This is a genomic window from Edaphobacter sp., assembly GCF_028283685.1.
Classification (GTDB): domain Bacteria; phylum Acidobacteriota; class Terriglobia; order Terriglobales; family Acidobacteriaceae; genus Edaphobacter.
On sequence record NZ_JAPWKF010000001.1, the window covers coordinates 607,659 to 623,626 of the forward strand.

At 62.1% G+C, this 15,968-nt stretch carries 17 protein-coding genes; 8 read left to right on the forward strand and 9 right to left on the reverse strand.

Going from position 1 to position 15,968, the window contains the following annotated elements; all coding sequences use genetic code 11:
• Positions 1-81: 81 nt before the first annotated feature.
• The gene (locus PW789_RS02555) at positions 82-750 is read left to right on the forward strand and encodes an HAD family phosphatase (RefSeq protein ID WP_299370888.1); all 669 of its coding nucleotides are present in this window, start codon (positions 82-84) and stop codon (positions 748-750) included.
• A gap of 80 nt (positions 751-830) precedes the next feature.
• Here PW789_RS02555 and ribB read toward each other — a convergent pair whose 3' ends face one another.
• The 4 genes from ribB to PW789_RS02575 form a co-directional block, all read right to left on the reverse strand.
• Positions 831-1,979, reverse strand: a complete 1,149-nt coding sequence (ribB, locus tag PW789_RS02560) for a 3,4-dihydroxy-2-butanone-4-phosphate synthase (protein WP_299370890.1) — start codon at positions 1,977-1,979, stop codon at positions 831-833.
• A 148-nt stretch (positions 1,980-2,127) separates the two neighbouring features.
• Positions 2,128-2,355, reverse strand: a complete 228-nt coding sequence (locus tag PW789_RS02565) for a hypothetical protein (protein ID WP_020713518.1) — start codon at positions 2,353-2,355, stop codon at positions 2,128-2,130.
• Between the two features lie 175 nt (positions 2,356-2,530).
• Positions 2,531-4,084: a peptidase S10 gene (locus tag PW789_RS02570; protein WP_299370902.1), complete on the reverse strand. Its 1,554-nt coding sequence runs from the start codon at positions 4,082-4,084 to the stop codon at positions 2,531-2,533.
• Positions 4,085-4,149: 65 nt separating this feature from the next.
• Complete coding sequence (locus tag PW789_RS02575; RefSeq protein ID WP_299370904.1) at positions 4,150-4,596, reverse strand: rhodanese-like domain-containing protein; 447 nt, start codon at positions 4,594-4,596, stop codon at positions 4,150-4,152.
• A 178-nt stretch (positions 4,597-4,774) separates the two neighbouring features.
• Here PW789_RS02575 and PW789_RS02580 point away from each other — a divergent pair, with 178 nt between their 5' ends.
• Positions 4,775-7,327 carry a RecQ family ATP-dependent DNA helicase gene (locus PW789_RS02580; protein ID WP_299370906.1) on the forward strand — a complete coding sequence of 851 codons (2,553 nt, stop codon included), beginning with the start codon at positions 4,775-4,777 and terminating at the stop codon, positions 7,325-7,327.
• Position 7,328: 1 nt separating this feature from the next.
• On the opposite strand, the gene PW789_RS02585 is transcribed toward PW789_RS02580, so the two are convergent.
• Complete coding sequence (locus PW789_RS02585; RefSeq protein ID WP_299370908.1) at positions 7,329-8,429, reverse strand: alkaline phosphatase family protein; 1,101 nt, start codon at positions 8,427-8,429, stop codon at positions 7,329-7,331.
• Between the two features lie 96 nt (positions 8,430-8,525).
• Between PW789_RS02585 and PW789_RS02590 the strand changes: the two genes are divergently transcribed.
• On the forward strand, positions 8,526-9,038 hold the full coding sequence (locus tag PW789_RS02590) for a PaaI family thioesterase (RefSeq protein WP_299370910.1): 513 nt from the start codon (positions 8,526-8,528) through the stop codon (positions 9,036-9,038).
• Here PW789_RS02590 and PW789_RS02595 read toward each other — a convergent pair.
• Positions 9,035-9,757 (reverse strand): glycosyltransferase, encoded by a 723-nt coding sequence (locus PW789_RS02595; RefSeq protein ID WP_299370912.1) that lies wholly within the window; start codon positions 9,755-9,757, stop codon positions 9,035-9,037. The genes PW789_RS02590 and PW789_RS02595 overlap by 4 nt on opposite strands.
• A gap of 230 nt (positions 9,758-9,987) precedes the next feature.
• Here PW789_RS02595 and pdxS point away from each other — a divergent pair, with 230 nt between their 5' ends.
• From pdxS to pdxT, 4 genes are all read left to right on the forward strand, one after another.
• Positions 9,988-10,941: a pyridoxal 5'-phosphate synthase lyase subunit PdxS gene (gene pdxS, locus PW789_RS02600; RefSeq protein WP_299370914.1), complete on the forward strand. Its 954-nt coding sequence runs from the start codon at positions 9,988-9,990 to the stop codon at positions 10,939-10,941.
• Between the two features lie 398 nt (positions 10,942-11,339).
• Positions 11,340-11,795 carry a DUF2059 domain-containing protein gene (locus PW789_RS02605; RefSeq protein ID WP_299370916.1) on the forward strand — a complete coding sequence of 152 codons (456 nt, stop codon included), beginning with the start codon at positions 11,340-11,342 and terminating at the stop codon, positions 11,793-11,795.
• A gap of 118 nt (positions 11,796-11,913) precedes the next feature.
• The gene (locus PW789_RS02610) at positions 11,914-12,558 is read left to right on the forward strand and encodes a pyridoxamine 5'-phosphate oxidase family protein (protein ID WP_299370918.1); all 645 of its coding nucleotides are present in this window, start codon (positions 11,914-11,916) and stop codon (positions 12,556-12,558) included.
• Positions 12,559-13,149: 591 nt separating this feature from the next.
• Entirely contained in the window at positions 13,150-13,767 is a 618-nt protein-coding gene (gene pdxT / locus PW789_RS02615) for a pyridoxal 5'-phosphate synthase glutaminase subunit PdxT (RefSeq protein WP_299370920.1), read from the forward strand.
• Between the two features lie 6 nt (positions 13,768-13,773).
• Here pdxT and PW789_RS02620 read toward each other — a convergent pair whose 3' ends face one another.
• Positions 13,774-14,139, reverse strand: a complete 366-nt coding sequence (locus PW789_RS02620) for a hypothetical protein (RefSeq protein ID WP_299370922.1) — start codon at positions 14,137-14,139, stop codon at positions 13,774-13,776.
• Positions 14,112-14,675, reverse strand: a complete 564-nt coding sequence (locus PW789_RS02625; RefSeq protein WP_299370924.1) for a sigma-70 family RNA polymerase sigma factor — start codon at positions 14,673-14,675, stop codon at positions 14,112-14,114. The genes PW789_RS02620 and PW789_RS02625 overlap by 28 nt, the downstream gene beginning before the upstream one ends.
• 102 nt (positions 14,676-14,777) lie before the next feature.
• Here PW789_RS02625 and PW789_RS02630 point away from each other — a divergent pair, with 102 nt between their 5' ends.
• Positions 14,778-15,218: a DUF6249 domain-containing protein gene (locus PW789_RS02630; protein WP_299370926.1), complete on the forward strand. Its 441-nt coding sequence runs from the start codon at positions 14,778-14,780 to the stop codon at positions 15,216-15,218.
• Between the two features lie 8 nt (positions 15,219-15,226).
• On the opposite strand, the gene PW789_RS02635 is transcribed toward PW789_RS02630, so the two are convergent.
• Positions 15,227-15,958, reverse strand: a complete 732-nt coding sequence (locus tag PW789_RS02635) for an SDR family oxidoreductase (RefSeq protein ID WP_299370928.1) — start codon at positions 15,956-15,958, stop codon at positions 15,227-15,229.
• Positions 15,959-15,968: the final 10 nt, after the last annotated feature.

Below are 15,968 nucleotides of genomic sequence, written 5' to 3' on the forward strand. Positions count from 1 at the left end.
CCGCCGTAATCGGCTCGACGCTTTTCTTCATGTAGCGGTGACCACGCCTCCCCTGCGATAGCCCTACAATGGCATCAACCCATGACTTCCAATCAGACTGCACCTGTTCACGCCATCCTCTTCGACTACGGCATGGTCCTCTCCGCTCCCCCCGATCCCAGCCAGTGGCAGCGCATGCTCGATGTCTCCGGCCTCGGACAGCAGGCCTTTGAACACGGCTACTGGGCCTACCGCCACGCCTACGACCGCGGCGAGCTCAACGCCGCCGACTACTGGCCCAGGGTCGCAGAGAGCGCCGGTGTCTCCTTCGACGCCTCCCAGATCGAGCAGCTCATCGACGCCGACGTCGAGCTCTGGACCATCCCCAACACGCCAATGATCGAGTGGGCGCAGAAGCTGCAGGACTCAGGCATCCGCACCGGCATCCTCTCCAACATCGGCGATGCCATGACCGATGGCCTGCTCCGCAAGCTCGAATGGCTCTCCGGCTTCGACCATCACACCTGGTCCTACCGTCTCCTGCTCGCCAAACCCGAGATCGCCATCTACGAAGCAGCCGCGCGCGGACTCGAGACCCCGGCCGCCAACATCCTCTTCATCGACGACAAGCCCGAGAACATCGCCGCCGCCCAGGCTTCCGGCATGCAGGCCATCCAGTACACAGACCACGATCTCTTCCTCAACCAGATGCAGCAGCGCGGATTCAGCCACCTTCTCAGCGCCTCCCCGGCCACTCAAGAAAGGCTGTAAGGCAATCAAAAAGCAATTTCCTTAAACACAGAGCGGCGGCAGAAAATCTGCCGCCGCTCCTCCATCATCCCCTGAAAAATTTACCGCACGACCGTCCGTGTCTCCGTAACCGGAACCTGCTCCACAATCTCGATTCCGAAGCCCTGCAGCGCAGGTACGTGGGTCGGCGTGTTGGTCAGCAGTCGGATCTTATGAATGCCAAGGTCAGAGAGAATCTGCCCGCCCAGACCAACCTGGCGCAGCGTTCTCTGGCTCTTCTCCTCGGTCGAATCCTTCGCCCTCTGCTCGCGATGCAGCACCACGCGGTGCGGCGTTACGCCGCGGTCGATCCCGAATCCAGCGCCACCGTTATGCAGATACAGCAACGCGCCGCGTCCGGCCCGCGCAATCTTCTCCAGCGCCCCCGCCACCACCTCCCTGCAATCGCATAACGTCGTCCCGAAGACATCCCCCGCCAGGCAGTGCGTATGCACGCGCACCAGCACCGGCTCGTCCCCCGTCACATCGCCGTACACCAGCGCAACGTGCGACTCACCGCCCTGTACCTCGCTCTCGTACGCAATCATGCGAAACTCGCCATGCTGGGTCGGCATCACCGACTCCGCCACGCGATGGATGTAGCGCTCGTTCTGCAGCCGGTAGCGGATCAGGTCGGCCACCGTCACCATCAGCAGATCGTGCTCCTGGCAGAACGTCACCAGGTCCGGCACCCTCGCCATCGTGCCGTCGTCGTTCATGATCTCGCAGATCACCCCCGCAGGAACCAGCCCGGCCATGCGTGCCAGGTCCACCGACGCCTCGGTCTGTCCCGCGCGCACCAGGACACCGCCCTTGCGCGCCCGCAGCGGAAACACATGTCCCGGCCGCGCCAGGTCCTGCGCCGTCGACTTCGGATCGATCGCCACACGAATCGTATGCGCACGGTCTGCAGCCGAGATACCCGTCGTCACGCCCTCTCGCGCCTCGATGGTCTCCGTAAAGGCTGTCCCGAACCGCGACGTGTTGTCCTGCGTCATCGGCCCCAGCCGCAGATAATCGGCACGGTCCTCCGTCAGCGTCAGGCAGATCAGTCCGCGACCGTACTTGGCCATGAAATTGATCGCCTCCGGCGTCACAAACTCCGCCGCCAGCGTCAGATCGCCTTCGTTCTCGCGGTCCTCGTCATCGACCACGACGACCATCTTGCCCGCCCGAATCGCCGCAATCGCGTCTTTTACATTCGCAAACATCGTCGTTCAACCCTCTCCGGCAGGCATCCGGGCCCGGCCGTTGTATCTGTCTCTTTCGACTCACTTCATCATACGTTCGACGCAAAAAGAGATGCCGCCCATCTGGACGGCATCTCTTTCAGAAATCTCTACTCAGGAAGTCTACAGTTTAGAGTGTTGACTCGATCTCGAAGCCCCAGGCCTCAAGCAGCGCCTCAGGGATATACTTCGAATTCTTGTTCCGCCGAGCCCACTCACGCAATCTGGTCGACCGGATGTACTGGTCCGGGGTCAGCTTGAACTCCTTCACAACCTGCTCAAACGATGTCACCGTTGGGACAACCGGTCCAATAGGTTCCGGCTTACCCCAATTCGGATTTCCACGACGCTTTGCCATAGGTTAACAGTTACCTCTTCCTAGATGATGTCCTACCCGAAATGGTCGGGGGAGAGAACAAGACCACGCCTTACAGTTTAGGCCATTTTCCCTTGAAAATCAAGGGTTTCGCCTTCACGGTATACCGTGTTCCTTAACCAGGAAAGGTGCACTCCGCGCAAACTCTTTCAATGCTTCAGTTGTGCTGGGCCGAGGCATAAAACTTCACCATATCGGCCTTCAGCTCACGCAGCGCTTCCACATTCAGATACACCATGTGGCCCGCCGGATAGTACCCAAAACTCACATTCCCCACCAGCGGCTCCGGCAGGCTCATATGGCTCAGGTCATACTCCGTCGCAAAGAACGGTGTCGCCAGGTCGAAGTACCCATTCGCCGAAAACACCTTCAGCTTCGGATTCTTTCGCATCGCATCCGCGAGGTCCATCGCCGTATCCGGGTTCGCCTGGTCCCCCCGGCCTCCCTGCCCGCCCGAGGGCTTGTGCTTGAAGTCCCAGGCGCCGTTCACCCCCGGCCCCGACGTGTAGTACGTCTCCTGGCTCATGTACTTCAACTCCCGTTCCAGGTAGTCATGGAACGCCCCGACAAACGCCCCGCTGATCCCTGTATCCGATGGATCGTACCCCGGCGTCTCTCCTGCCTCATCCACATCCCAGCCCAGGAACCGGGCATCGTAGCGGCCCAGCGTCCGGTCATCCCCACGCATCAGCTCCTTGCGGAACCGGGACGCAGAGATCCGCAGCCGCGCTTCCTTCACATAATTCACATTCAAACCGGTAAATGCTGCCACTTTCGCCGCCACCGAATCCAGCTCCGCCTTCGAGATCCGGTCCCCCTGCGCCAGCGCCTGGGCATACGGCCCCCGGGCAAACTCTCTCGCCTGCTGCACCCATTCCGCCAGCGACCCCGGAGCCTTGACCTTCTTGTAGTAGTAGGCGATAGCGGCATACGACGGGAAATACCCAATATTTTCTATGTCATAGCCTGGATTTCGAATGCTGTAGTTGAGAATCGACGACAGCAGCACCACGCCATTGAACGACACGCCATCGTTCTGAAGAGCCGCCACCAGGCCAGCCGACCGCGTCGTCCCATACGACTCGCCAAACAGGAACTTCGGCGAACTCCAGCGCTGATTCGCCGTAATGTACCGCTCGATAAACTTCCGGAACGCCGCGATGTCCTGATCGGTTCCGGCAAAGTCCTTGATCGTTCCCTTGCCCACCGCCCGCGAGAAGCCGCACATTGGCGCGTCGATAAACACCAGGTCGCTCTTGTCCAGCAGGCTGTGCTCGTTCGGCACATAGCTGTAAGGCGCGGGAGCCGTCGCCTCCGGAGCCTGCGTCACCACCCGCACCGGCCCAAACGACCCCATGTGCAGCCAGATCGTCGCCGCACCCGGCCCGCCGTTGTAGAAGAACGTCACCGGCCGGTTCCTGGCATCGACGCCATCCTCCGTGTAGGCCACGTAGAAGAGGCTCGCGTTCGCCTTGCCCTGCTCGTCCCGAATCAGCAGATTCCCGGCGGTCGCCGTGTAGTGGATCGTCCGCCCGCCAACCGTCAGGTCGTGCTTGGTCGTGGTGTTTGTCTCAGGAGGAATCGGAATCCCGGCATCGTCCTTGGCTTCCTTGGCTGCTGGCTTGTCATCCGCCTTCGCCGTCTGCGCAACTGCCGTCCCCGCCAGCAGCGCCAGTAGCACCGCCCCGCCAAACCTCGCAAATCTGTTCAAACCAACACTCCCGTGTCTGTATTCAGACTGCAGCGATCTTCCGTGCAGCCATCATACCGTCACGGTCATACCGCTGTATCTAAACGGAAAGCTTCGCGGTACACCTCCACCGGATATCCCTTCGCCTTCCACGCCGCCAGCCCGCCGTGCAGCACCTTCAGACGCGAGTAGCCCAGATCCTTTGCCTTGCGCACAATCTCAAGGCTCGTCTTCTGCCCGTCGCATGTGCAGTACAGGACAACGTCCGTATCCCGCGGAATCAACGCCGGATCGGCTTCCACCTGCTTCGGCGGCAGCCGCAGCGCCCCTGGAATCATCTCCGAGTACGCCAGCAGGTCCAGCGGCTGACGCACGTCGAACAGCTTCACCGAAGCCTGCTGCTCCAGCAGAGCCCGTAGCGCATCCGCATCGATCGTGTTCTCCCTGTACTCGCGGGCATCCTTCGCTCTCTTCGCGCTCACCGCGCCGAAGACCACAGCAATCAGAACAACAGCCACCACAACCCAGAGCATTTCGAGCCTCCTGTCCTGTACGACTATCAGATTCTCCTCACGCCTGCTCGGATTCTGACAAAGAACGAGCAGATCAGTCCACACACCGTCCCTTCCTTCCCCGGCCTGCCTCTAATTGCCTTCACGGATTCCCCGGCCCACCCGCAGGCAAACAATATGCGAAGATGACCCAAGGCCCATGCACTCCGCACCTCGTCCCCAGGACCTCTCTCAGCTGCTTCACCAGGTCTTCGGCTTCCCCGGCTTTCGTGCCAATCAGGAGGCCGTCTGCCGCGCCGCCTCTGACGGCCGCGACGTGCTGCTCGTCATGCCCACCGGTGCGGGCAAATCTCTCTGCTACCAGCTCCCCGCCATCGCCCGAGGAGGCACCGCCCTCGTCATCTCCCCGCTCATCGCTCTGATGGACGATCAGGCCGCCAAGCTCTCCGCCCTCGGCCTCAAAGTCGCCCGCATCCACTCCGGCCTCTCCCGCGACGAATCCCGCCAGGCCTGCCGCGACTACCTCTCCGGCGACCTCCAGTTCCTCTTCATCGCACCCGAGCGCATGCGCGTTCCCGGCTTCCCCGAGATGCTCGCCAAACGCAAGCCTGCCCTCATCGCCATCGACGAAGCCCACTGCATCTCGCAATGGGGCCACGACTTCCGCCCCGACTACCGCACCCTCGGCGACCACCTGCCCGCGCTGCGCCCCGCGCCCGTCATCGCCCTCACCGCCACCGCCACCCCCACCGTGCAGAAGGACATCGCCGCACAGCTACGCCTCTCAGACCCTGCACTCTTCATCCACGGCTTCCGCCGCCACAACCTCGCCATCGAGGTCGTCGAGATGTCGAAGCCGCAGCGCAGCCAGTTCACCGTCAACCTGCTCAAGGCCTCCGAGAGCCGCCCCGCCATCGTCTACGCCCCATCGCGCAAGGCCGCCGAAGAGCTTGCCTCGCAACTTGGTCGCGGTGCCGCCGCCTACCACGCCGGTCTCGAGCCAGCCACACGCGAGCGCATCCAGCGTCACTTCCTCGGCGGTAACCTCGAGGTCGTCGTCGCCACCATCGCCTTCGGCATGGGCATCGATAAAGCCGACGTCCGCACCGTCGTCCACATCGCCCTTCCCGGCTCCGTCGAGGCCTACTACCAGGAGATCGGCCGCGCCGGACGCGACGGCAACCCCTCCCGCACCGTGCTCCTGCACTCCTTCGCCGATCGCAAGATGCACGACTTCTTCCTCGAGCGCGACTACCCCGAGCCCACCGAGCTCGCCCGCCTCGCCCGCGTCCTCTCCGAAGAGTTCCAGGAGCCCGAAGCGCTGCGCAAGAAGCTCCGCATGGACCTCGAGACCTTCGAACGCACCGCCGAAAAGCTCGTCGCCCAGTCCGCCGCCGCCTTCGACATCGCCGGAAACCTTCGCGCCGGCGAGAACAAGAGCTGGCAATCCGGCTACGATCGTCAGCTCTCCTTCCGCCGCTCACAGATCGACATGATGGCCCGCTTCGCCGAGACCCCGCAGTGCCGCATGAGCGCACTCATCCAGCACTTCGGCGACACCGAAGACGGCCTCCGCCCCTGCGGTCACTGCGACTTCTGTTCCCCCGAGCGCGCCACCGCGCAGACCTTTCGCGAACCCAGCTCCCAGGAAGACCGCCACCTTCGCGCCATCCTGCGCACCCTCGACGGCCAGTCCCCGCGCGCCACCGGCAAGCTCCACTCCGACCTCGCCCTCGGTGTCGACCGGCGCCAGTTCGACGCCTATCTCAACGCCCTCACCCGCGCCGGTCTCGTCTCGCTCACACAGGACAGCTTCACCAACGCCGAAGGCGACACCATCAACTTCAAGCGTGCCGGCCTCACCTACGAAGGCCGCAACATCGAGGCCGGCGATCCGCTCGGCGTACACCTCACCGACAGCGCCGTCACTGCCTCCAGCTCGCGGAAACGCAACGGCCGTTCCTCTTCCTCATCGAAACATCTGTCATCTCGACCGGAGCGCAGCGGAGCGGAGAGACCTGCTTCTCCACCTCTGACTCCAGCCCAGCAGACCCTCGAAAAAGGCCTCCGCGACTGGCGCAAGGCCGAGGCCGCCAAGACCGGCAAGCCCGCCTTCATCATCTTCGGCGACGCCGTCCTCACCAACATCGTCATCGCCGCCCCGCAGACCATCAACGAGCTCCTCACCGTCAACGGCATCGGCCCCGAAAAAGCCGACCGCTACGGCGCAGAGATCATCGCCCTCTGCCGCGGCACTGAGCCTTCTGCGAACGCGACTCAGCGCAAAGCCGAACCCGAACGCAAAGCCGCCTCCTCACGCAGCTCCACAACCCCGCCACCCTCTCGCAGCAAAGACCTGCCCTTCGCGAAGCAAAACGCCTCATCGCAAGATAAAGATGTGTCCTTCCGAGCGAAGCGAAGCGCAGCCGAGGAACCCCCGCATTTTGCTCGCACCGCCGAGAGTGCCCCGCGTCCGCAGCAGTTCACGCGGCCAGTCGCCCCGACACAAAAAGCGCCAGAGGCAGATCTCTCCCCTACCCAGCAGTCCCTCGATCAAAAACTACGCCAATGGCGCACCAGCGAAGCCGAGCGCCTCGGTCTGCCGCAGTTCTTCGTCCTCGGCAGCTCCGCCCTGCGCAACATCGTCCTCGCCCGCCCGCAGACGCTGGCCGATCTCCGCAAAATCGAAGGCCTCACCCTCGACAAGGCAGAGCGCTTCGGCCCCGCCATCATCGAGCTCTGTATCGCCTGAGTTACTTCACCGCCGCATCGATCGGCTTTCCAGCCTGCTTCTCCGCCGCATCCCAATCCAGCCCCAGGTACTTCGCCAGCGTCGCCGCCGCCTGCGATTGCGTCACCGGTGCCACGTTCTTTTCGACGCCCACCGCAGGCACGCCATGCCCGGTAAAGCCCATAAAGATCGACTTCGACTCCGGCACCTTCTGCCCATGCGACTTCCACTCCTCCGGAGCCGAACCGCGTCCGTGGTCCACCATGAAGATCATCGTCGTCTTGCCCTTGTACTCCGGCATCGCCTGCAGCGTCTCCCACATGCGCTTTAGATAACCATCCACGCGATGCGACGCCTCCAGGTACTCGCCATAGTTGCCAGCATGCGCCCACTCGTCCGTCTCCCCCAGCGACAGGAAGATCACCCTCGGCTTCTTGATCCGTATGTACTCCATCGCCGACTCAAACACGGGAGCGTCGTACGCCTCGTCCTCCCACCCTCTGGGCGAGTTCGCCTTGACGTCGTTCAGGATCTTCATCTCCCTCGTCATCGGAGACATCGCCACCGGATCATAGCCCGCGTTCACCATGCAGGCCATGCACATCTCCGGGTTCACCACGTTGGCGATCACATGCCATGCTCCGAAGGCCGCTACCTTGCCCTGGAACCCCGGCTGCTTCGCCACCCACGCCAGCACCGTCAGGTTCGGGTTCGGCTTGTCGTCGTTCGAATCGATCCGCGAATCGCCGTGCCCCGTCAGCGTCTCGTTATATCCCGGATACGAAAAGTTGAACCCATTCGTCACCGACGCCTCCGATCCGGCATCGCGGTCGCCGTAAATCTGCCCCTGCGGAATAAACGTGCTCCACAGAAACGGCATCAACTTCTGTCGCCTCTCGTCCGGCGTCGCCGCCAGGTACTTCGTCTTCAACTCGTCCACGCTGCGACCGTTGTAGTAACGCTCCTTGGTCAGCAGACTCTCATCGGCGCCGCGAAAGATCTCCTGCCAACGCATCCCGTCCGTCATCACCAGAACGACACGCGCATCGTTCTCTGCGGCCTTCGCTCCCGCCGTCAGGCCTACCGTCATGGCTGCGAACAGCCACGCTCTCCATCCCCTCATGAACACATCCTCCGACGAAGGTCATCCTCGCAGATCACGACGCCTCACGCCAACCGTCAGGCATCTTTCTCCCGTCATCTGCCGTCCCTCCAGAAGATGGCCACATCCCCGGAAACTACAACCACCACCTCACACGCCACCGCGCTGTCCACGCTCGACAAGCGCGCCAACCACTGCTTCGGCTGCGGCCCCGACAACCCCAGCGGCCTCCATCTCACCTTTACCGTCGACACCGGCACAAACGCCAGGCCCACCGCCTCCGCGCAGGCTACCTTCGACCGACGCTACGAAGGCCCACCCGGCTACCTGCACGGCGGCATCATCGCCACGTTGCTCGACGAGGCCATGAGCAAGCTCAACCGCCCGCTCGGCCTCATCGCCGTCACCCGCAACATGCAGATCGACTACCGGCGTCCCGTGCCCCTCAACCAGCCCCTCACCGTCACCGGACACCACCTTCGCCGCGAAGGCCGCAAGCTCTTCCACCGCGCCGAGATCACCCTCGCCAACGGCACCGTGCTCGCCGAAGCCCAGGGCCTCTTCATCGCCATCGACGAAAAACTCCTCGCCGCTGCCGGCCTCACACCCCCAACCGAAGAGACAGCCTAGACCTCCGACTCCTCCCAATACCCCTGGTCCTTCAGAAAGTACTTGTCGTTCCAGCTGTGCAGCATCGTCTTGAAGAACATCCAGACCATGCGACCATGCCCCAGCTTCTGAAACCGCCGATTCGTCGTGACCACCCCGCCACGCACGATCCGGAACCGCACCCGCGCCACGCCCTTCGACAACAGGTAGTCCTCCGCAAACAGCGCCCGCTCATTGAACCCACCCAGCTGCCAGAACGCCTCCCGGTCGAACAGCATAAACATCCCCGTCGCAAACGGCTTCAGCAGCGAGCCCACATACTGCATAAAGTTGTTCCCCGCATACAGCGCGTCGTCGAAGACGCTCCCCTCCCTGCACGAGATATTCGTCGTCGCCAGGTGCAGCCGTCTCCTTCGCATCCGCCACAACGCCCGCCGCAGCAGCGTAGGTTCCGGCAGCTCCACATCGGCATCCAGAAACAGCACATACGGTGTCGTCGCCAGCCGTGCCCCCGCGTTCCGTCCCACCGACGGCAGCCCGCCCTCGATCACCTCAACCGCCAGCCTGCCGCGAAAGCTCAGCGCCGCCTCCACCGTGCCGTCCGTCGACTTCGCATCCGCGACGATCACCCTCGTCTCGCACATCCCCTCGTAGTCCTGCCTGGTCAACGATTCCAGCAGACGCGGCAGCGTCTCCCGTTCGTTCTTCGCCGGAATCACGATCGTCAGTTCAGCGCTCATGCGACCACCTCTCGGGAGCTGCACCGCTCCCTCTGCCCACCTTGCGCCCACGCCGCTCCAGCCACATAAACGCCATTTGAATTCTCTGCAAAACCTCGCGCCGCGTTCCCCAGCCATTAACCTCCACCCAGGGCCTTCATCCTGCGTCAACAAAACTGATAAACTGAAGCCTCCCGCGGCAAATCCTGCACATCCCAACAGGTTCCGCGCTGCTCCAAGGAGAAACTGTCATGGCTGACCACACCTCGAACGGCAACTTCGGATCCTCCACCCTTCGCCTCAAGACCGGCCTCGCCGAGATGCTCAAGGGTGGAGTCATCATGGACGTCATGAACGTCGAGCAGGCGCGCATCGCTGAAGAGGCCGGCGCCATCTCCGTTATGGCGCTCGAGCGCGTCCCCGCCATGATCCGCGCCGAAGGCGGCGTCGCCCGCATGGCCAATCCCAAGCTCATCAAACAGATCATCGGCGCCGTCTCCATCCCCGTCATGGCCAAGGCACGCATCGGCCACTTCGCCGAAGCCCAGGTGCTCCAGACCCTCGGCGTCGACTTCATCGACGAGTCCGAGGTCCTCACCCCTGCCGACGAAGCGCACCACATCGACAAGCACGCCTTCACCACCCCCTTCGTCTGCGGCGCCAAGAACCTCGGCGAGGCCCTCCGCCGCATCACCGAAGGCGCGGCCATGATCCGCACCAAGGGTGAGCCCGGCACCGGCGACGTCGTCCACGCCGTCACCCACATGCGCACCATCGTCCGCGAGATGAAGGCCCTCACCGTCCTCTCCGATGACGAGCTCTACGCCGCGGCCAAGAATCTTCAGGCCCCTTACGACCTGGTCCGCATGGTTGCCAAGGCGGGCAAGCTCCCCGTGCCCAACTTCTCCGCCGGCGGCATCGCCACCCCCGCCGACGCCGCCCTCATGATGCAGCTCGGCGCCGAGACCGTCTTCGTCGGCTCCGGCATCTTCATGAAGGAGCGGGCAACGCCGCTTGATGTGGAGAACAACCCCCTCGAGCGCGAAGAGGCCGTCTCCCGCGCCAAGGCCATCGTCATCGCAACCACCCACTTCAACGATCCCAAGATCGTCGCCGAGGCCTCCGAACTGGTCATCGGCTCCATGAAGGGACTCGCCGCAGCTGCCATCGAAGAAGCACAGCTGATGCAGACCCGCGGCTGGTAAACGACTCGGGCTGCAATCTTTTGCAGCCCGAAATCCGGCCCATGCCGCAAGCCGGGCGCTTGATAATGTTCGGCCGTACGAAGCCCGGATTCCGGAGCGGATGACACGAACGTTGCAATGGATAGGACTTAGCGTTGGGTTCTTTTTAAGATCCCGGAGATCCAGGACTTAATTCGAGTTCCCCCTTCTAAAATCCGCCAGAAAAGTTAGAATCTTATAGATTCTTGTCGCCAGCACGATGTGTAGTGCTGGCGATGTTCTTTAACTCAAAAAAACAACTACACAGGTTGGTCATTATGCGTCGAATCGCTCTCCTCCCCCTCGTTCTCTGCGCTTCATTCACCGCAGCACACGCCGACGAAGCTTCCAAGCGTGTCAAGGCGCAGGAGATGTTGACCATGCTGCACACAGAGCGGGTCAGCCAGCAGATTGAAGGCAACATCATGAAGCAGGCCGCGGCCATGCCGCAGCAGCTCTTCGGCGGCCAGGTTCCGCCCGACTCCAAGGCAAAGTTCGATGCCTTCGAGCTGCAGCTGAAGCAGGCCACCGAAGCCCAGATCGGCTGGAAGGTTCTTGGACCTGAATACGTCGACCTCTACGCCAAGACCTACACCGAGCCCGAGCTGGACGCCATCCTCTCCTTCTACAAGTCCCCCGCCGGGCAGAGCATGCTCACCAAGAGCCCCGAGCTCTCCGCGCAGAGCATGCAGCTGGTGCAGGCCAAGATGACCACCCTGCAGCCGCAGCTGCAGAAGCTGGCGCAGGACTTCGTGCAGAGCACCAAGCCCGCGGCGACCCAGCCCCCGCCCACCCTGAACCCGACCCCCAAGACGGCACCCAAGTCCAACCAGTAATTCCGTCCGCAACCTCTTCGTTACAACCCGCCGGGAATGATTCTTGAATCGTTCCCGGCTTTCTTCGTCTCCAATATTCAGAGCGTGCGTCCACCGCTTCAGGAAGGGGCCAGGAAACATGGCCCACCAGTTCTCCGCACTCACCTTCACCGACAACGTCAAAGACGTCCAGCGCGAGATGGGCAGCCGTCCCGCCAACGAGAAGCTCACCGAGCGCGGCTCCCCCAACGACACCCTCGGCGACTTCGAAAAAGACTTCATCTCCCGCCGCGACGGCTTCTACCTCTCCACCGTCGGTGAAACCGGCTGGCCCTATATCCAGTTTCGCGGCGGACCCGTCGGCTTTCTGCACGTCGTCGACGATCACACCCTGGCCTACGCCGACGTCACCGGGAACCGCCAGTACATCAGCACCGGCAACCTGCGCTCCAATCCTCGCGCCGCCCTCTTCCTGATGGACTACCCGCACCAGGCCCGCCTCAAAATCCTCGGTACCACTGAGGTCATCCCCTGGGGCAAAGCCCCTGCCTGGAAGGATCAGCTCCCTCTCCCGGACCGCGGCCGCCCCGAGCGTGTCGTCCTCATCCACCTCGCCGCCTTCGACTGGAACTGTCCCCAGCACATCCCCCAACGCTGGACCGTCGACGAGCTGAAGCAGACACCCCTCTTCGCACGCATCCAGTCCCTCGAGACCGAGGTAAAAAATCTCCGCGCCCAGCTCGCCGAAGCTCAGGGATCGAATAAGCCTGCATCCCTCACCTGATCGCCAAAACACCGGACCAGGCTGTCAAGCTTCGCTCACAAGCCGGGTGCCCCATTCATGCAGTCTCATCGCATGAGTGGGCATTCGAGCGAAGCTCGAACCCTCCCACCAACCGGAGCGGAGATGAGCTTCTGCGTTCGTTTGAAATATATGTTTGGTGGGTCCGTCGGATTCGATAGGAACGATGCCCATCCGCAAAATTGATTGGAGTCCTTGCTCGTCTTCGAGCGGAGTCACAAGCCGGGTGCCCCATTCATGCAGTCTCATCGCATGAGTGGGCATTCGAGCGAAGCTCGAATCCTTCGACCAGCCGAAGCGGAGATGAGCTTCTGCGTTCGTTTGAAATATATGTTTGGTGGTCCGCCGGATTCGATAGGAACGATGCCCATCCACAGAAACAGGCTGTCAAGCCTCATTCCAGTGCAAGCTCATCAAAGTAAGACACTTGCCGGATGCCGATTCATCTCCACGTTTCTCTATACTGGAAGTGGGGCCTTCCATCGTGAAGAGCCGCGAGCGGCATACCACTTTGGTAACCGTCGAAATAAGTTCAATCGTTCGAAGATTTTGCGCAAAAACAAGGGGAGGGTCATGACCACCAGCAGCACCGAGACAGCGACCAAAGGACCGATCATAGGAGTCCTCGCCCTGCAGGGCGCCTACGACGCTCACGCTAAAACCATCGCTGCCCTCGGAGCTACGCCCCGTCTCGTCCGCCTGCCCACCGAGCTCAAAGGACTCGACGGCCTCATCATGCCCGGCGGTGAATCCACCACCATGCTCAAGTTCCTCGAGCAGCGCGGCTTCTTCGACCTTCTCAAGGACTTCGTCCACAAGGTTCCCACCTTCGGCACCTGCGCCGGCGTCATCCTTCTCGCCAAAGACGTCACCAATCCTGCCCAGAAGTCCCTCGGCGCGCTCGACGTCACCGTCGAACGCAACGCCTACGGCCGCCAGATCGACTCCGCCATTCTCCACGCCGAATCCAAACTCCCCGGCGGCCCGCTGGAGATGGTCTTCATCCGCGCCCCCCGCATCACCAGAACCGGCGCTCCCGTCGAAGTCCTCGCCTCCCGCGACGAGAACCCCGTCCTCGTCCGCGAAGGCCACCTCCTGGCCGCGACCTTCCATCCCGAGCTCAGCCACGATAGCCGCGTCCACCAGCTCTTCCTCAACATGGTCCGCGACCACAAGGAAAATCCGGCGTAGACAGGTCTACCCCTCGCGCCAGCGCCTGACGCTCAACCAGCCGACAATCGCCACAAACTGCGCCAGCAGCACACATTCCACCGTCATCGTCCCCATCGTCTGACCAAGGCGGCTGGCCGAAACAGCCATCAACACCGCAAGCAGCGCCGCCAGACCGATCCACATCGACGCCCGCCCATAGCTCGTCGCTCGCACCGAGACAGGCCTCTTCACCGGAGCCTTCGCCGCCACACGAGCCGCAAAGTCTTCAGGAATTGTGACCGTAAAATCTGGCCCTTTCTCCAGCACAGAGATCACACGCTCGTCGAAGGCGCGCTCCTCCATCAAACGAAGCTTCTCCTCCGTCATCGGCTCCAGACTGTCGTCCCGCATACCGCCCTCCCTTCCTTGGATGACTGCAAACGCTCCCGCAGCTTCTTTCGTCCGCGATGCAGATGCGTCCTGATCGTTCCGATCGGCATGCTGAGCGCCGCCGCGATCTGCTCATAAGTCCGCTCTTCCTGGTGATACAGCACGAGCACCGTACGCTCAATCGCGCTCAACTCCTGCAACTGCGCCTCGACCAGCACACGAAACTCGCTCTCCTCCAGCAGTTGCTCCGCATTCCTGTCCGGGTGTTCGAGGCGATCCTCCCACATGCTGGTCTCCTCTGAGATCGAAACCAGCGGACGATCCGAACGCTTGCGCCGCTTCCACTCGTTCTGCGCCACGTTCACCGTAATTCTGTACAGATAGGTCGAAACCAGCGCATCGCCGCGAAAGCTCGGCAGCGCTTTGTAGAGGCGCAGAAAGACATCCTGCGCGAGGTCCTCAAGATGTTCGCGGCTGCCGGTCAACCGATACAGCGTGCGAAAGACCATCGCCTGGTTCTCACGCACCACCTGCTCGAAGCTGAGATCCAAACTCACAGGAAGCGTTAGACCTCCGACCCTCGCGAAAGTTTCAATACGATGACTGAAACTTAAATGCCCACTCGTTGTCTAACGCTGACATCAAGGGAGGTCTTGCTTATGGAAGTCCTGCACAGTCCATTCATCATTCCACTCGGCGCCTTCGTCGTCGCCATCGTCGCCATCGTAAGCGGCATCTGGTCCGACATGCAGACCAAGCGTATCCGCGCCGATCAACGCATGGCTATGCTGGCCCGCGGCATGGCCATCGACGACATCGAAAAGGTGCTCGGCAAAGTACGGGAAGAAGAAAAGCCTATCAAAGACCCGCTGCGCAGCCTCAGTATCGCTCGCCGCACCGGGATTGTTCTTACCTCGACAGGCGTGGGCCTCATTATCTTCTTTATTGCGCTGACTGCCATCCTGCAGGAACGCGACGTCCTCTCAGGGGCCGCCGCCGGGCTTATCCCGCTGGCCATCGGCATCGGCTTCTTCATCGACTACAACCTGCAGAAGCGCGAACTCTCGCGCTTCGGCATGGAAATCGACGAGGCCAGATAACTTTTGATCTAGAGACCGAGCCCGCCGTCGACAGTCAGCAGCTGCCCGGTGATGAAATGCGGCGCCGTTGCGAAGTACAGCACCGCCGAGGCGACGTCAGAAGCAGATCCGTTCCGCTGCATCGGCGTCTTCTGTGCGAAGTGCTCGTAAGCCTCTTCAACCTCGCCATTCACGATCATGCCCGGCGCCACGCAATTGACGCTGATCTCCGGCGCCCACGCCTTCGCCATCGTCTCCGAGAGCATGTGCAGCGCCGCCTTCGATGTGCAGTAGTGGCCATGTGTCGCCCAGGGATGCTGTCCACCCAGCGAGCCAATGTTTACGATCCTGCCCCGCGCTGACTTCAGATAAGAATGCGCCGCACGAGCCACCAGGAACGGTGCCCGCGTGTTCGTCGCAAACATGCGATCCCACAGCTCCGGCGTAATCTCCTCAAGAGCAATCGACTCGAACATGCCGGCGTTATTGACCAGAATGTCGATCCCGCCAAGTTCAGCTGCAACCTCTTCGACCATCGCCTCGATCGCTTCGGGCTCGCGCAGGTCGCAGCGGACTCCCATTGCCTCGCCGCCAAACTCCGCGAGGTCACGAACTGTCTGCTCAGCCTCGCGCTGAGAGCTGAGATAGGTGATCGCAACGTTCGCGCCCTGCTCCGCGAGCGTAAGCGCGATCGAGCGGCCAATTCGTTTGGCCGCTCCAGTCACAAGCGCAGTCTTACCTTCAAGGGGACGATTCGACATAACGATGCAG

What these genes read in the sequence shown, in the direction of transcription:
- PW789_RS02605 (WP_299370916.1), top strand. Translation starts at nt 11,340, where the DNA reads ATGCTGCACACAGAGCGGGTCAGCCAGCAGATTGAAGGCAACATCATG.
- pdxS (WP_299370914.1), top strand. Translation starts at nt 9,988, where the DNA reads ATGGCTGACCACACCTCGAACGGCAACTTCGGATCCTCCACCCTTCGC.
- ribB (WP_299370890.1), bottom strand. Translation starts at nt 1,979, where the DNA reads ATGTTTGCGAATGTAAAAGACGCGATTGCGGCGATTCGGGCGGGCAAG.
- pdxT (WP_299370920.1), top strand. Translation starts at nt 13,150, where the DNA reads ATGACCACCAGCAGCACCGAGACAGCGACCAAAGGACCGATCATAGGA.
- PW789_RS02610 (WP_299370918.1), top strand. Translation starts at nt 11,914, where the DNA reads ATGGCCCACCAGTTCTCCGCACTCACCTTCACCGACAACGTCAAAGAC.
- PW789_RS02590 (WP_299370910.1), top strand. Translation starts at nt 8,526, where the DNA reads ATGGCCACATCCCCGGAAACTACAACCACCACCTCACACGCCACCGCG.
- PW789_RS02555 (WP_299370888.1), top strand. Translation starts at nt 82, where the DNA reads ATGACTTCCAATCAGACTGCACCTGTTCACGCCATCCTCTTCGACTAC.
- PW789_RS02580 (WP_299370906.1), top strand. Translation starts at nt 4,775, where the DNA reads ATGCACTCCGCACCTCGTCCCCAGGACCTCTCTCAGCTGCTTCACCAG.
- PW789_RS02620 (WP_299370922.1), bottom strand. Translation starts at nt 14,139, where the DNA reads ATGCGGGACGACAGTCTGGAGCCGATGACGGAGGAGAAGCTTCGTTTG.
- PW789_RS02630 (WP_299370926.1), top strand. Translation starts at nt 14,778, where the DNA reads ATGGAAGTCCTGCACAGTCCATTCATCATTCCACTCGGCGCCTTCGTC.
- PW789_RS02635 (WP_299370928.1), bottom strand. Translation starts at nt 15,958, where the DNA reads ATGTCGAATCGTCCCCTTGAAGGTAAGACTGCGCTTGTGACTGGAGCG.
- PW789_RS02595 (WP_299370912.1), bottom strand. Translation starts at nt 9,757, where the DNA reads ATGAGCGCTGAACTGACGATCGTGATTCCGGCGAAGAACGAACGGGAG.
- PW789_RS02565 (WP_020713518.1), bottom strand. Translation starts at nt 2,355, where the DNA reads ATGGCAAAGCGTCGTGGAAATCCGAATTGGGGTAAGCCGGAACCTATT.
- PW789_RS02585 (WP_299370908.1), bottom strand. Translation starts at nt 8,429, where the DNA reads ATGAGGGGATGGAGAGCGTGGCTGTTCGCAGCCATGACGGTAGGCCTG.
- PW789_RS02575 (WP_299370904.1), bottom strand. Translation starts at nt 4,596, where the DNA reads ATGCTCTGGGTTGTGGTGGCTGTTGTTCTGATTGCTGTGGTCTTCGGC.